We start from the raw sequence: 14,138 nt of genomic DNA on the forward strand, positions 1-14,138 counted from the left end.
GTCGGGTCCGGTAGCCGCGTTCAGGGGCGTCGTCGGCATGGTCATCGTACGGGCTCTCGCTTCGTCTTTCGGAGTACCAGCAGAAGGTTCCAGGTGAGCAGCTCGCGAAGGCCGGGAATGCGCAGCAGGGCCCGGGCCGGGCGCGGGTGGTAACGGGGCAGGGTGTCGACCAGTTCCGCGTCCGGGCGGCCCGAAGCCAGGTGCAGCGTCCGTCCGATGTGGATCGGGAACAGTGTCTTCCCGAAGCGGTTCTTCGGCGGTTTACCGTGTCTTCGGGTGTAGCGGCGTGCCGCGTATTCGCCGCCGAGGTAGTGCCACGGCGACGTCTCGTGGCCGCCCCACGGCGAATACCAGTTGGTGAACGCCACGTAGACGATCCCGCCGGGACGGGTCACCCGCACCAGTTCGTCGAGGAAGCCGCCTGGGTCCGGCACGTGCTCGAGAACGTTCGAGGAGACGCAGACATCGACCGCGTCATCGCGGAACGGCAGCCAGTAGCCGTCGCCGACGACGGCGCCCGGCGGCACCTGGCCCCGCGCGGACAGCTCGCGCCGGTCGGGTTCGACGAGGTGGTAGCCGGCGCCTTGCGCACGCACGGCGTCCGCGAAGTACCCCGCGCCACCGCCTACGTCCAGCACCGTGCCGCCGGCCAGCGCGCAGTACCCGGACAGCTGCCGGACGGTGTCCTGCGCCAGCACCGAGTAGAAGTGTTCCGGCCGGGTCTGCTCGCCGCGGAACGCGCGGAACAGCCTGATCGAGCGCCGCAGGCCGCCGACAGGGGTCTGCGAGACGGTCACGAACCTACCTCGACCAGCTCCGTGCGCGCCTCGCGCCGAGCCCGCCGTGAAGCGCGAACACTCACCACAAATCCCAGCACCAGCAGAACGAAGCCGGCCGCCAGCAAACCGATGGGCACCGTGGTCCCGAGGGTGTCGAGGGTCTCGTCCCCGGCGACGACCTGCGCGAGGGTGGCGTGCACGACGTCGGCCGACGGGGCGACCGTCAGCGTGGACAGCGTCAGCAGATCGGTGGTTCCGCCCGGCAGTCGCGCCGTGGTCGTCGACTTCTGGGTAACCGACACCGGGCTGCCCGAAGCCGGGTCGACAAGCAGTACGTCGCCGTCGTCGCGGTAGTAGGTGTCCACCTGAACCAGGCCCGGCCGGTCAGGCATGCCGATCAACGAGCCCGGCAGCTGGAGGGTCCCGGTCTTGGCCGCCGGGACGCTGCCCACGAATTTGTACAGCGTGTGACCCTCGAGCGTCACGTCTCCCGCGTAGGTGACCGGGAAGGCCTTCTTCACGAAGGGGTTCCAGTAGTGGTAGGTGCCCTTGGTGACGTGGAACGGGAACTTGAGGAACGCGTTGCCCTCGTGCACCGGGTTCTCGCCACAGCAGTGCACCGGTTCGTTGGTGTGCCGGTCGAAGACGTACCGCTCCACCATCCAGCTCATCGCGAGCCGGGGATCGTGGAAGCCGGCCGTGTCCGGGGTGTCGACCTGGGTCGAGATGTCCCAGACCGCGACGCCGTCGGGTTGCCCCGCATCGACGTCGCCGAGCAGCCGCACGTTGATGGTGAATTTCGTCGGCCCTTTCAGCCCGGTCCCGTCGAAGACACTCCCGGTGGCGATCTGTGTGTTGGTGACGTTGATGTCCGTCGGCGTCTGCTCGAGACGCGGGAGCACGTACCAGGGCACCAGCGGTGCCAGGGTGAGGCAGAACGCTCCGAGGACGATCAACGCGAGGCCGGTCCGCGGGTGCCCGGACACACGTCGTAAGCGGCGCAACATAACACTCCCTGTCGTCACTGACATGGATTCAGCGCGCGGGCCAGACTCGGCGGCCACAGCTGTGATTGGTGCAATTTAGGGGTCGCCTTGACACGATGTCAAGGTGGATGCTCAGCTGGAATACGCAAAAACCAAAGCCGTCGCCGATCCCGGCAAAACGGGCACCGTTTCTCGCGAATCTCACTTTGGAAAGGATCACGACTCATGAGCCGATGGCCGATCCGCGCGATCTTGTCTCTCCTACTCGGCTGCCTGTTGGCACTGGTCACAGCGCTGATTGTGACTACTTCCGCCAGTGGCGCACCGAAGCCCGCGAACGCGCCACTGTTCACCTACGGCAGCCTGTGATCGCATCCACGAAGTCTTTCGTATCATTTACCGGTCACGCAGCGGCCGTACTCACTTAGCATTTTTCACGAAGAATCGATTTGATTTCGCCTCCGGCTTGGTGATCCCGTGACAAAACCGTCGGCGCAGATGGAGGACCATGTTCAGGCCGGTGCTCGAAACCGGCTCCGCCGCCACCGCGGCAGCGGAGCCGATCCGCCTGCCACTGCGGCCGAGGCGGCGGCGGATCGTCATCGTCGCCGGACGCGATCTGGCGAACCCCCGGGCAGGCGGATCCGAACTGCTCGTGGACCGGCTGGCAAGCGGCATGGTCGCCCGCGGGCACGACGTGACGTTGCTGTGCGGCGGATCGGCCGGACCGCGGCCGTACCGGGTGATCCGCGCAGGCGGCTCGCTCAGCCAATTCGCCCTCGCCCCGCTGGCCTACCGGCGCCAGGTGGACGACTGCGACGTCATAGTGGAGGTCTGTAACGGCCTGCCATACCTGACCCCGTTGTGGGGCCGCCGCCCCACGATCTGCCTCGTCAACCACGTGCACACCGACCTGTGGTCGTTGCGCTACCCGCCACCGCTGTCCACCGTCGGCCGGTTCGCCGAACGGGTCGTGCTTCCGCGCGTGCACGCCGGCAACCTGTTCCTCACGGTGTCCGAGTCGAGTGCGTCGGACCTGGAAGGCATCGGAGTGCAGCGCGACCGGATCCGCCTGCTCCGCAACGGGGTCGAGCCACCCGGCACCCACCACCCTCGTTCGGCCACTCCCCTGTTCCTGGCCCTGGGCCGGCTCGCCGAGTACAAGCGCCTGGACGTGGTACTGCGATTGTGGGAGCGGGTCCGTCCGGTGACCGGCGGCGAGCTCGTGATCGCCGGTGACGGTCCCGACCGCGCACGACTGGAACGGGTCGCCGGCGAAGGCGTCACCTTCGCCGGATTCGTTGCGGAAGAGGACAAGGCACGGTTGCTGTCGGCCGCATGGCTGTTGCTGCACCCCGCTCTCATGGAGGGATGGGGCCTCGTCGTCACAGAGGCCGCGGCCCGGGGAACCCCGACCGTCGGGTTCGACGTACCGGGGCTGCGCGACTCAGTACTCGACGGAAAGACCGGGGTGCTGGCCGGCACGGGCAGCCAGTACGCATCGGCCTGGGCGTCACTGGCGCTGAACATCGCCCGCCGCGAGCGGATGGGTGCCGCCGCCAGGAGGTTCGCCGGCCGGCTGCGGTGGTCCTCGGCGGTCGACCGGTTCGAGGGAGTCATTCAGGAGGCCATCGAGGAGGCCGACGGACGATGACCACCAGCTCACTGCAGAGCTTCTACGAAAAGCCGGCCGTGCCGATCAGCTCCGGTCCCGACCGGGCACGAAGGCAGGTACGCCTCCTCAAGGAAGTGCTCGTCAGCGCGCCAAGCACCCAGCGCATCCTCGACGTCGGCTGCGGCGACGGGGTCGCGACCGCCCTGGCCGCCCGGGAAGCGGTGGGCCACCACGTGATCGGCGCCGACTGGTCGACCCGTGCACTGGGCCTGGCCCGGGCGCACGGGTTCCACCTGGTCGGCGCCGATGTCGATCCGCCGGGGCTTCCGTTCGGCGACGCGACGATGGACGTCGTCATCATGAGCGAGCTGATCGAGCACCTCGTGGACACCGACGCCGCGCTCGAAGAGGCCCACCGGGTGCTGCGGCCGGGCGGAACCTTGTTGCTGTCCACGCCGAACCTCGCGGCCTGGTACAACCGCATGTTGCTGCTCACCGGCGTCCAGCCGATCTTCTCCGAGGTGAGCCTGCGCGGCATCCACGGCCGGCCGGGCCAGGAGGTCGTCGGCCACCTGCGGCCGTTCACCCGGCGCGCCCTCGTCGAACTGCTCGCCGCCAACGGGTTCGGACGGATCGAGGTGTCCGGCGCGCGCTACCACGACGTGCCCCGCCCCCTGCGCCCGCTCGACCGAGTGTTCTGCGCCTGGCCAGCCGCCGCGTCCATCCTGCTGGTCCGCGCGACACGGTGATGCACGCCGGTCAGACGAACAGGTCGCTCGTGAGCTGATCCTCGGAGGTGCCGTCGTCGCGGTAGCCGGAGAGGTCCGTGACCCCGTGCGCGCGCAGCACGTCCTCGTCGATGAAACACTCGCCGGAGTCCGATCCGGCCAGGACGAGGTGCGCGGCGTCCGCCACGATCTCCGGGTACCGGGCGGTGCGCATGCCGTCGGCCCCGCCGATGATGTTCTTCACCGCCGCGGTCGCGATGAGCGTGCGCGGCCACAGGCAGTTCGCCATGACCCCCTGCTCGCGGTACTGCTCGGCCAACCCGAGGGTCAGCATGGTCATCGCGTACTTGCTGACGGTGTAGGGCGCGTGTGCCCCGAGCCAGCGCCGATCGAGGTTCAGCGGCGGCGACAGCGTGAGCACCCGCGGGGTCCGCGACTCGAGCAGGTGCGGGAGCGCCGCCGAGATCAGCACGAAGGTCCCGCGCGCGTTGATGTCGAGCATCAAGTCGTACCGCTTCGCGGTCACGTCGCCGAAGCCGGCGAGGGAGATCGCGGACGCGTTGTTGACGACGACGTCGATGCCGCCGAACTCGTCAACGGTCCGAGCGACCGCGTCGGTCACCGACGTTTCGTCCCGCACGTCCCCGACGATCGGCAGCGCTTTGCCGCCGGCGGCGGTGATCTCGGCCGCGGCCGTGTGAATGGTGCCGGGCAGCCGCGGGTCCGGCTTGTCGGTCTTGGCGACGAACGCGATGTTCGCGCCCTCGCGGGCCACGCGCAGCGCGATGGCCAGGCCGATCCCGCGACTGCCGCCGGACATCAGGATGGTGCGACCGGCAAGCGGTCGATGGTCGGACATCGACTTCCTTTCCCTGAGCCTCTATTGCCCTCGATCGGCCCGAAGCTACCATCTGACGACCATCCAAGACATAATTAAGTATCCTTAAATACAGACAACGGCCTTGCGACGCCGTAAGCTCGTCGGCACGACGACGTGCCCCGGACGCGAGGGAGACCGACCGATGACGACCACGCACCCGTTCTCCTCGCAGCTCTACATCGGCGGCCACCGCACCGACGGCAGCGCGGACGCGCGTGAGGTCGTGCTCAACCCGGCGACCGAGGAACCGATCGGCGAGGTCCCCCGAGCCACGCTCGCCGACGTACGGCAAGCGATCACCGCGGCACGGAAGGCGTTCGACGAAGGACCCTGGCCGCGCATGAAGCCCGCGGCCCGCGCCGCGGTGCTGCTGCGCATGGCCGAAGAGATGGAACGCCGACTCCCGGAGCTCGCAACGGTGAGCATGACCGAGGCAGGCTCGGTCCGCGGGCTGGCCGAGACTCTCCAGACCCGCGTCCCGATCGCGCACTTGCGCGACATGGCCGAGCACGTGTTGCCCGCCTTCGGCTGGGGCCGCCCGATGGAAGCCATGATCACGCCAGGCACGGGCATCTCCCAGGGACAGCTGCGCCGGGAGCCCTACGGCGTCTGCGCGCTGATCCCGGCGTTCAACTTCCCGTTCTTCCTCAGCATGATGAAGCTGATCCCGGCCCTCGCGGCCGGCTGCACCGCCGTGATGAAGCCGGCGCCCACCACCCCGCTGTCGTCCCTGCTGCTCGCCGACTTCGCCGACGCGGCCGGGCTGCCACCGGGCGTGCTGAACGTCGTCACCGGGGACGTCGAAGCCGGGCAGGAGCTCTGTACCAACCCGATGGTGGATCTCGTCAGCTTCACCGGTTCCGACACCGTCGGGCGCATGATCTACGCGCAGGCCTCGGGCTCGCTGAAGAAGGTCATCCTGGAGCTCGGCGGGAAGTCCCCGAGCATCGTCCGCGCCGACGCGGACCTCGACGGCGCCGCCCGGTCGGCCCTGGCCGGGATCACCGTGCACGCCGGCCAGGGCTGCTCACTGCTGACGAGGACGATCGTCCACGAGTCCGTCCACGACGAACTCGTCGAACGGATCCTCGCGGGCCTCGCCTGTGTCACCGTCGGCGACCCTGTCGACAAATCCACCACGATGGGCCCGCTCATCAGCGAAGCGCAGCGCGCCAAGGTCGAGAAGCTGATCCGCACCGGTGAGGAAGAGGGTGCGCGGATCGCCGTGGGTGGCGGCCGCCCGGCCGGGCTCGACAAGGGCTACTTCCTCGAGCCGACGCTCTTCACCGGTGTGGACAACTCGATGACGATCGCGCAGACCGAGTTCTTCGGCCCGGTCGGCGTCATGATCCCGTTCCGCACCGACGACGAAGCCGTCCGCATGGCGAACGACAGCCCCTACGGCCTCGCAGCTGCCGTCTGGAGCGCGGACACGGCGACCGCATACGAGCTCGCCACGCGGATCCGCGCCGGCAGCGTCCTGCTCAACGGCGGCGGCGGCGGGGTGAACCCCCGGATCGCGTTCGGCGGGTACAAGCAGAGCGGGCTCGGCCGGGAGTGGGGCGAGTTCGGCCTAGACGAGTACCTGCAGACCAAGACCATCGCCTGGAACGCCCGGTGAAGCCGGCGAAGTTCGCCTACCACCGGCCGGACCGTGCCACGGACGCCGTCGCGCTGCTCGGAAAGCTCGGCGAAAACGCCAAGGTCCTCGCGGGCGGACAGAGCCTCGTCCCGCTGCTGTCACTGCGGCTGGCCTACTTCGACCACCTCGTGGACATCTCGCGGCTGCCCGAACTGCAGGGCGTCCGGCGCACCGGCGACGCGGTCCGCGTCGGCGCCGGCACCACCGAGGCGGCCGTCGGCCGCGACGACAACCTGCGTACCTCGGTGCCACTGCTGTCCCGCGTGACGCCGTTCATCGGGCACTTCCAGATCCGCAACCGCGGGACCGTAGGCGGCTCGCTCGCCCACGCCGACCCGGCGGCGGAGTACCCCGCGGTCGCCGTGGCGCTCGACGCCGAGTTCGACGTCCTCTCCCTCGCCGACGAGCGCACCATCCCGGCGAGCGAGTTCTTCACGGGGCTGTGGTCGACGGCCTTGGAACCCGGCGAACTGCTTGTCGCCGTAAGATTCCCCGTGTGGAGCGGACGCTGCGGGTTCGCCGTGGAGGAGTTCGCACGCCGGCACGGCGACTTCGCCATCGCGGGCGCGGTGCTGGGCGTCCAGGTCGCGGAGGACGGCCGTGTCCGACGCTGCGCGATCGGGCTGATGGGCATGGGCTCGACACCCAAGAGAGCACGCCAGGCCGAGCATTCGGCCACCGGCGTCCTTCTGTCCGAAGTAGATCCACGAGAGCTGGGCGAACTGGCCGCGTCCGGCTGGGACGACACGCCATCGGATCTGCAGGGTACGGCGGACTACCGCCGGAAGGTCTGCGCCTCGATGGTCGCGCGGGCCTGGGGCCGAGCCACCGAGGAGGCGACGCATGGCTGAACGAGCCGTCGAACTGACCGTCAACGGACGGCGGATCCGCAAGTTCGCCGAAGAACGCCTGACACTCGCGGATTTCCTCCGTGACGAATGTGGGCTCACCGGCACGCATCTCGGCTGCGAGCACGGTGCCTGTGGTGCCTGCACGGTGCTGCTCGACGACCAGGCAGTGCGCGCCTGCCTGGTGTTCGCGGTGCAAGCCGAGGGATGCGCGGTGACGACCATCGAGGGGATCGCGTCACCGCAGGGAGAACTCACTCCCGTCCAGAGCGCGCTGCGCGACTGCCACGGCCTGCAGTGCGGCTTCTGCACCCCCGGGTTCGTGCTGTCGATCACCGCCCTGCTGCGCGAGAACACCCGGCCCAGCGACGACGAGATCCGCGAAGGCCTGTCCGGTAACCTGTGCCGCTGCACCGGTTACCAGGGGATCTTCGAGGCCGCGCGGAAGGCCGCGTCAGCCGCGGACCTCGTCGAGCAGTGACACGATGGACGACGGGGAGAGCGGCAGCCGGGTGATCTCCGCGCCGAACGGCGCGAGCGCGTCGGCCACCGCGTTGATCACCGCGGGCGGCGCGCCGATCGCGCCGCCTTCCCCGACCCCCTTGTAACCGCCCGGACCCGGACCAGGGACTTCGAGATGGCCGTACTCGATCACCGGCACGTCGGCAGCTGTAGGCAGCAGGTAGTCCACGAACGTCGTCGTGAGCGGGTTCCCGTCGTCGTCGTACACGAGGTGTTCCAGCAGCACGCCGCCGATGCCCTGCACCGTGCCGCCCGCGATCTGGCCCTCGACGACACTCGGGTTGATCATCGGGCCGACGTCTTCGCTGACGATGTGCCGCAGCAGCGTCACCTTTCCGGTCGTCACGTCGACCTCGCAGGTGCACACGTGGGCCGCGTTCGCCCAGAGGATCGGGCTCCGCGCCGAATACCTCGAACTCGCCTCCAGCCCCGCCGGCATGCCCGGCGGCAGCGCGTAGGGCTCGAAGTACGCCACCTTGGCCAGCTCGGCGAAGGTGACGCCCGGCGTACCGGTGCCGCGCACCTGCGCTCGCGACGCCACGACCTCGATGTCCTCCTCGGCGGCTTCGAGCCGATGGGCGGCCAGCGTGACGATCTTCTTGCGCAGGATCTCGGCGGTGACCTCGACCGCGCCCGCCGTCATCGACGCGCTGCGGCTGCCCGCGGTGCCGGCGCCGAACGGGGTCACCGCGGTGTCGCCCTGGATCGTGCCGACGTCGGTGATGTCCGCGCCCAGCGCGTCCGCGGTCAGCTGGACCACGGTGGTCTCCAGGCTGTTGCCGGTCGATCCGCCCGCGACGTAGACGTTCACCTTGCCGGACGGCTCGATCCGGATCGTGGCTCCTTCGGTCGCGTAGAAGCCCATCCCGGCGGCGGTCGGCTCGACGTAGTTCGACGTGCCCACGCCGAGGTACCGCCCTTCCGCCCGCGCGGCGCGTTGCCACTCGCGGAACTCGTCGTACCGCAGGATCTCCAACGCGTGGTCGTACACCTCCAGCGGCGCGATGTGGTCGTAGGGCATCCCGTTCGGGTTCACCCACGGCAGCTCGTCGCGCCGCAAGAGGTTCTTGCGCCGCAAGGTGATCGGGTCCATCTTCATCCGGCGCGCGGCGATGTCGAGCAGGACCTCGCGAGCCACCGACTCGAACTGCCACGGGCCGCGGTAAGCGGTGCGGCCGCCGGTGTGGGAGAACACCGACTTCGTCGACCAGGTGGCCGCCGGGACCCGGTACGGGCCGGGGAAGAACATTCCGACCGCGCTCGACGAGCCGACCGGCCACGGCGTCGGGTACGCGCCGACGTCCTGGACGTGGTCGATGCTCGCGGCGAGGATCGAGCCACCGGCGTCGAACGCGAGCTTCGCCAGGCCGTGTTCCTGGCGGGCTTTGCCCGCGGAGAGCAGGTTCTCGCGGCGGTCCTCGATCCACCGCAGCGCCCCGGGCACCTTGCGAGCGGCCAGCATCAGGCACATGTCCTCGCGCTGGGGAACGACCTTCTGGCCGAACCCGCCGCCGGTGTCGCGCATGATCACGCGGACGTTGTGCTCGGGGATGCCCAGCAGCCGCGCGCAGAATATCCGCACCTCGTGCGGTGCCTGGGTGGCCGCCCAGATCGTCAGCTCACCGCCGGCCGCCTCCCATTCGACGACCATGCCCCGGGTCTCCATCGGCACGGCCGCATAACCCTGCTGGTGGATGGTCGCCTCGACCACGTGCGCGGCGGAGGAAAACTCTTCCGCGGCCGCTGCCGAGGGTGCGCCCGCCAGCTGACCGGCGACGTTGTCCGGATACGCGTCGTGCACCCGGGCTTCGGAATTCTCCGCCGTGGTGTAGTCCGCGATCGCGGGCAGTGGTTCGTAGTCGACGTCGACCAGTTCGGCGGCATCCTCGGCCAGATAGGCGTTGTCGGCGACGACGAGGGCCACCAGGTCGCCGACGAACCGGACTTCGCCGGAAGCCATCGGCGGCCGCGGGGTGTCCGGCACGTCCTTGCCCATCGACGTGTACCACGCCTCGCGGACGTCCGGGTTGAGATCTCCGGCGACGAAAACCGCGTGCACGCCGGGAAGTCCGAGCGCGGCGGAGGGGTCGATCGAGGTGATGCGGGCCCGGGCGAACGGGCTGCGCACGAAGCACGCGTGCAGCATCCGCGGTCGCGTCACGTCCGCGACGAACGTGCCGTGCCCGGTGAGCAGTCGCGCGTCCTCGACGCGGTGCACCCGGCTGCCGACGTACCTGGCCGCGATCTCGGTCATGGTGTGCCTTTCCGGCGGAAGTTCCGGCAGAGCCCCGAATGGAGCATTGCTGTGCAGTCGCTCAGCATCCATGCTGAACGCCTGTCTAGCACCGCGCCGCTCGGCCGGTCAAGGACTCGCATCCGGGAGGCAAAGCCCGTGAGCACCCCAGACAACGACGTCCACTGGGATCCCTACGACACCGCGCTCGTCGCCGACCCCTATCCGGTCTACCGGCGGCTGCGAGAGGAGAAACCGCTCTACTACAACGAAGAACACGACTTCTACGCCGTGTCGAGGTTCGACGACTGCGAACGCGGCCTGCCGGACTGGCGGACGTTCCCGTCCTCGCGCGGCGCCATCCTCGAACTCATCAAGTCCGGCGTGGAGATCCCGCCGGGCACGCTGATCTTCGAAGACCCGCCGGTGCACGACATCCACCGTAAGCTGCTCATGCGGGTCTTCACCCAGCGTCGGATCGCCGCGCTGGAGCCGCGGGTGCGCGAGTTCACGCGGCGCGTGCTCGACCCGCTCGTCGGCGCCGGGCGGTTCGACCTCGTCACCGAGGTCGCCGACCAGGTGCCGATGCGGGTGCTCGGGATGCTGCTCGGCATCCCGGAGACCGACCAGGAGACGATCCGCGACTCCGCGGATACCAGCCTGCGCACCGAGGCCGGCGGCAAGATGGACCTGCGCGGCGGTGCGGTGCTGTCCAACGAAACCTTCGTCGAGTACATCGCCTGGCGGCGCAAGAATCCGTCCGACGACGTGATGACCGAACTGATCAACGCCGAGTTCGTGGACGAGCACGGCGATCGCCGGACGTTGACGTCGGCCGAGATCCTCACCTACCTCACTGTCGTCGCGGGTGCGGGCAACGAAACGACCGGCAGGCTCATCGGCTGGACCGGCTCGACCCTCGCCCGGCACCCCGGCCAGCTCGCCGAGGTCGCCAAAGATCCCGCCCTGGTGCCCGCGGTCGTCGAGGAGGTCCTGCGGCTCGAGCCGCCGGGTCCGTTCATCGGCCGCTATGTCAACTCCGACACCGAGTTCCACGGGCAGACCGTGCCGGAGGGCAGCGCGATCCTGTTCATCGTGGCCTCGGCCAACCGCGACCCTCGGCGCTTCGCCGATGCCGAGAGCTTCGACATCCACCGGCCGGCCGGTCAGCGGCTCACCTTCGGGCACGGCGTCCACTACTGCCTCGGCGCGGCGCTCGCGCGCCTCGAAGGCCGGGTGGTGACCGAGGAGCTCCTCGAGCGCTTCCCGGCGTGGGACGTGGACTGGGACCAGGCGAAGCTGGCCCGGACCTCGACCGTGCGCGGCTGGGAGACCCTGCCGCTCGTGCTCGCCTGACCGTCCTTTTCGGACCACCGGAATCGAGGAGAGAAATGCCTGGACGAGTCGAAGGCAAAGTCGCCTTCATCACCGGCGCGGCGCGCGGCCAGGGCCGCAGTCACGCGGTCCGGCTGGCGCAGGAGGGCGCCGACATCATCGCGGTCGACGTCTGCGCGCAGCTCGACAGCGTGACGATCCCGCTCGCCACCCCCGAGGATCTGGCCGAAACCGCAGCGCTGGTGGAGAAGGAAGGCCGCCGAGTCGTCACCACTCAGGTCGACGTCCGCGACTACGACGCCCTCAAGGCCGCGGTGGACGACGGGGTCGCCAAGTTGGGCCGGCTCGACATTGTCCTCGCCAACGCGGGTATCGGCAGCAGCGGCGACCCGGTGCACCAGATGCCCGAGAACATCTGGCAGGAAACCATCGACGTCAACCTCACCGGGGTCTGGCACACGGCCAAGGCAGCGATCCCCCACCTGATCGACGGCGGCCGCGGCGGGTCGATCGTGCTCACCAGCTCGGTCGGCGGTCTGAAGGCCAACCCCAACATCGGCCACTACGTCTCGGCCAAGCACGCCGTCGTCGGCCTGATGCGGACGCTGGCGATCGAGCTGGGCCAGCACCACATCCGGGTCAACTCGGTGCACCCGACCCAGGTCAGCACGCCGCTGCTGCTGAACGACTGGACGTACAAGATGTTCCGGCCGGACCTGGAGAACCCGACCCAGGACGACTTCGCGCCGCTGTCACAGATGGCCCACGTGCTGCCGATCCCCTGGGTGGAGGCGGTCGACGTCAGCAACGCGATCCTGTTCCTGGTCTCCGACGAGGGCCGCTACCTGACCGGCGTCCCGCTCCCCGTGGACGCGGGAGCCATGCTCAAGTGACCGGCCCTTCGATGCGGTCGAGCCACCGTTCGACAAAGGCGACGGTCTCGGCGTGCCCCGCGGACAACCCGATCATGTCTTCCATACCCAGCACGCGCGCGAGGGCGGTTGTGAGCACGACGAAAACGGCCGGCGGCAGGTCCGTGGCGGACATTCCGTAGCGCTCCAGCACGCCGGTGAGCCCCTTCAGCTGCGCCTCGCGGAACTTCGCGGAGTATTCGGCGACCTCGGCGCGGATCGACTTGCGGTGGTTGGTCAGAGCCGCGAACTCCATTGTGAACGCGGTGCGCTCGGTCTCAGTGCTGAACTCCCAAAGCGCTCTTAACGGCCTGTCCGAGGCGAGGGCCTCGGCCTGCTGGGCGAGCCCTTCCTCGGCCCGGCGACGGAACACCGCGAGAAAGACGTCGTCCATAGTCCGGAAGTAGTAGTGCACGAGCTGCGGCTTCAACCCGGCTTTGGCGGCCACCTGCCGCGACGTCACGGCGGCATAGCCCTCCTCGAGCATCAGCCGCTCGGCGGCATCGAGCAGCAGGGCTCGGTTCTTGGCGTCCGGTGCGCCGATCCGGCGTGGCGTTGCCATGCGCTCGAACCTCCACTGCCGCTCGACCTACGTGTCTCGATCAGCGTAGTCCAGACCGAACAGTGAACTCCGCGGTCTGGCGGGGCCACACCCTTACGCAGCCTGATGCGCATCGGGCATTATGCCTCCGGTGACGGTCGAGAAGGCGATGCCGGATCTACGACAGCGGCAGACCGAGCTGACGGCCTTGCTGCGAGACCGCGCTGATATCTATCCGGGCGTTCCGGGAAGCTGTTACTCCAGCATCGAGGCGCTTCTGCTGGACCAGGGCCGATGGTTCACCCCACCGATCTGCCTTCCGGCGCGGAGCGAGGGCCTGCGCGACGCTGCTATGCCAACGCCAGCCTGCACAGCGAGGCCTACGGTCTCACCTACGTCGAGGGGTTCGCCCTCGCCGCCCCTCACCTCTGCGCCGCGCACGCCTGGTGCGCCCGACCCGACGGGACGGTCGAAGATCCGACCTGGGCAGTGACGGGCTCGCCAACCTGGGCATCCCGTTCGCACGCACTTACCTGCTCGACCACGAGGGTCGCGCAAGCGAGTACACCGTGCTGTTCGATCAGCACAGGATCGGCTGGCCGCTGCTGGCCCGAGGGCTGGCCGAGCACTCGCTCGCTCCGGTCGGGCTGCCTCTGCGGCTCGCGTCGTAGGCTCGTCAGCGACCGATCAAGGCGTCGTGCAGGTGCTCGTCGAGTTCGGCGACGAAGTCCTCGGTCCGCCATGGCCGAAGCGCCTGCCAGACAAGACAAACCCGCTGCGTGGCCACCTGGCCTCCCGTCGCCGACGCCACGTCGATGGCGTCGTGCAGCTCCGCGGCGCATGCGCGCGGGTCGCCTAGCTTCAAATGTGCTAGCGCGAGGTCGGAGGTCACGATGCCGCGCTGCACGGCCTACCGCGATGTCCTCAACGACTCGAGCGAACACTCAAGGCAGCCGTGCGCGTGGCCGGCATCGCCCGCGTGGAGCGCGCACAAACCGTCGAATCCCCTAGGGCCTGTATCGAAGTCGTCTCGGGCAGATTGAGCTGAAGTTGGGCGTGTCGGTGGTCGACATAGGTGAGGTCTCCGGTAGTTGGTTCGTCGACCAAGAAGAACCTGA

General features: G+C 69.0%; 14 protein-coding genes and 1 pseudogene. 8 read left to right on the forward strand and 7 right to left on the reverse strand.

From position 1 onward, the window contains the following. Positions 1 to 41: 41 nt before the first annotated feature. Positions 42 to 797 carry a class I SAM-dependent methyltransferase gene (locus QQ657_RS13620; RefSeq protein ID WP_284742463.1) on the reverse strand — a complete coding sequence of 252 codons (756 nt, stop codon included), beginning with the start codon at positions 795 to 797 and terminating at the stop codon, positions 42 to 44. Beyond that, positions 794 to 1,765, reverse strand: a complete 972-nt coding sequence (pgfA, locus tag QQ657_RS13625) for a cell envelope lipid trafficking protein PgfA (RefSeq protein ID WP_284742464.1) — start codon at positions 1,763 to 1,765, stop codon at positions 794 to 796. The genes QQ657_RS13620 and pgfA overlap by 4 nt, the downstream gene beginning before the upstream one ends. A 508-nt stretch (positions 1,766 to 2,273) precedes the next feature. Between pgfA and QQ657_RS13630 the strand changes: the two genes are divergently transcribed. Beyond that, entirely contained in the window at positions 2,274 to 3,419 is a 1,146-nt protein-coding gene (locus QQ657_RS13630) for a glycosyltransferase family 4 protein (RefSeq protein WP_284742465.1), read from the forward strand. Next, on the forward strand, positions 3,416 to 4,129 hold the full coding sequence (locus tag QQ657_RS13635) for a class I SAM-dependent methyltransferase (RefSeq protein ID WP_284742466.1): 714 nt from the start codon (positions 3,416 to 3,418) through the stop codon (positions 4,127 to 4,129). Before QQ657_RS13630 ends, QQ657_RS13635 begins: the two co-directional genes overlap by 4 nt. Before the next feature lie 10 nt (positions 4,130 to 4,139). On the opposite strand, the gene QQ657_RS13640 is transcribed toward QQ657_RS13635, so the two are convergent. Continuing rightward, positions 4,140 to 4,967: an SDR family oxidoreductase gene (locus QQ657_RS13640; RefSeq protein WP_284742467.1), complete on the reverse strand. Its 828-nt coding sequence runs from the start codon at positions 4,965 to 4,967 to the stop codon at positions 4,140 to 4,142. 163 nt (positions 4,968 to 5,130) lie between these two features. On the opposite strand from QQ657_RS13640, the gene QQ657_RS13645 reads away from it, so the two are divergent. From QQ657_RS13645 to QQ657_RS13655, 3 genes are read left to right on the forward strand one after another with little or no spacing between them, the layout of a single operon-like run. Next, positions 5,131 to 6,609 (forward strand): aldehyde dehydrogenase family protein, encoded by a 1,479-nt coding sequence (locus tag QQ657_RS13645; protein ID WP_284742468.1) that lies wholly within the window; start codon positions 5,131 to 5,133, stop codon positions 6,607 to 6,609. After that, the gene (locus QQ657_RS13650) at positions 6,606 to 7,481 is read left to right on the forward strand and encodes an FAD binding domain-containing protein (RefSeq protein ID WP_284742469.1); all 876 of its coding nucleotides are present in this window, start codon (positions 6,606 to 6,608) and stop codon (positions 7,479 to 7,481) included. The genes QQ657_RS13645 and QQ657_RS13650 overlap by 4 nt, the downstream gene beginning before the upstream one ends. After that, complete coding sequence (locus tag QQ657_RS13655; RefSeq protein ID WP_284742470.1) at positions 7,474 to 7,959, forward strand: (2Fe-2S)-binding protein; 486 nt, start codon at positions 7,474 to 7,476, stop codon at positions 7,957 to 7,959. The genes QQ657_RS13650 and QQ657_RS13655 overlap by 8 nt, the downstream gene beginning before the upstream one ends. On the opposite strand, the gene QQ657_RS13660 is transcribed toward QQ657_RS13655, so the two are convergent. After that, positions 7,933 to 10,254 (reverse strand): xanthine dehydrogenase family protein molybdopterin-binding subunit, encoded by a 2,322-nt coding sequence (locus QQ657_RS13660; RefSeq protein WP_284742471.1) that lies wholly within the window; start codon positions 10,252 to 10,254, stop codon positions 7,933 to 7,935. The genes QQ657_RS13655 and QQ657_RS13660 overlap by 27 nt on opposite strands. A 138-nt stretch (positions 10,255 to 10,392) precedes the next feature. Here QQ657_RS13660 and QQ657_RS13665 point away from each other — a divergent pair, with 138 nt between their 5' ends. Both QQ657_RS13665 and QQ657_RS13670 read left to right on the forward strand, forming a co-directional pair. Continuing rightward, a complete protein-coding gene (locus tag QQ657_RS13665) occupies positions 10,393 to 11,589 on the forward strand; it encodes a cytochrome P450 (protein ID WP_284742472.1) in 1,197 nt (398 codons plus the stop codon). A gap of 35 nt (positions 11,590 to 11,624) precedes the next feature. After that, on the forward strand, positions 11,625 to 12,461 hold the full coding sequence (locus QQ657_RS13670) for a mycofactocin-coupled SDR family oxidoreductase (RefSeq protein WP_284742473.1): 837 nt from the start codon (positions 11,625 to 11,627) through the stop codon (positions 12,459 to 12,461). Here QQ657_RS13670 and QQ657_RS13675 read toward each other — a convergent pair. Beyond that, complete coding sequence (locus tag QQ657_RS13675) at positions 12,454 to 13,041, reverse strand: TetR/AcrR family transcriptional regulator (RefSeq protein ID WP_284742474.1); 588 nt, start codon at positions 13,039 to 13,041, stop codon at positions 12,454 to 12,456. The two genes, QQ657_RS13670 and QQ657_RS13675, sit on opposite strands and share 8 nt — an antisense overlap. Positions 13,042 to 13,466: 425 nt before the next feature. On the opposite strand from QQ657_RS13675, the gene QQ657_RS13680 reads away from it, so the two are divergent. Further along, positions 13,467 to 13,691, forward strand: a complete 225-nt coding sequence (locus tag QQ657_RS13680) for a hypothetical protein (RefSeq protein WP_284742475.1) — start codon at positions 13,467 to 13,469, stop codon at positions 13,689 to 13,691. 5 nt (positions 13,692 to 13,696) lie between these two features. On the opposite strand, the gene QQ657_RS13685 is transcribed toward QQ657_RS13680, so the two are convergent. Both QQ657_RS13685 and QQ657_RS13690 read right to left on the reverse strand, forming a co-directional pair. Beyond that, positions 13,697 to 13,927: a hypothetical protein gene (locus QQ657_RS13685; protein ID WP_284742476.1), complete on the reverse strand. Its 231-nt coding sequence runs from the start codon at positions 13,925 to 13,927 to the stop codon at positions 13,697 to 13,699. 17 nt (positions 13,928 to 13,944) lie between these two features. Further along, a pseudogene (locus tag QQ657_RS13690) lies at positions 13,945 to 14,138 on the reverse strand (hypothetical protein); the annotation flags it as partial.

The organism is Amycolatopsis ponsaeliensis (genome assembly GCF_030182635.1).
GTDB lineage: Bacteria > Actinomycetota > Actinomycetes > Mycobacteriales > Pseudonocardiaceae > Amycolatopsis > Amycolatopsis ponsaeliensis.

What these genes read in the sequence shown, in the direction of transcription:
- QQ657_RS13630 (WP_284742465.1), top strand. Translation starts at nt 2,274, where the DNA reads ATGTTCAGGCCGGTGCTCGAAACCGGCTCCGCCGCCACCGCGGCAGCG.
- QQ657_RS13635 (WP_284742466.1), top strand. Translation starts at nt 3,416, where the DNA reads ATGACCACCAGCTCACTGCAGAGCTTCTACGAAAAGCCGGCCGTGCCG.
- QQ657_RS13640 (WP_284742467.1), bottom strand. Translation starts at nt 4,967, where the DNA reads ATGTCCGACCATCGACCGCTTGCCGGTCGCACCATCCTGATGTCCGGC.
- QQ657_RS13645 (WP_284742468.1), top strand. Translation starts at nt 5,131, where the DNA reads ATGACGACCACGCACCCGTTCTCCTCGCAGCTCTACATCGGCGGCCAC.
- QQ657_RS13655 (WP_284742470.1), top strand. Translation starts at nt 7,474, where the DNA reads ATGGCTGAACGAGCCGTCGAACTGACCGTCAACGGACGGCGGATCCGC.
- QQ657_RS13660 (WP_284742471.1), bottom strand. Translation starts at nt 10,254, where the DNA reads ATGACCGAGATCGCGGCCAGGTACGTCGGCAGCCGGGTGCACCGCGTC.
- QQ657_RS13670 (WP_284742473.1), top strand. Translation starts at nt 11,625, where the DNA reads ATGCCTGGACGAGTCGAAGGCAAAGTCGCCTTCATCACCGGCGCGGCG.
- QQ657_RS13675 (WP_284742474.1), bottom strand. Translation starts at nt 13,041, where the DNA reads ATGGCAACGCCACGCCGGATCGGCGCACCGGACGCCAAGAACCGAGCC.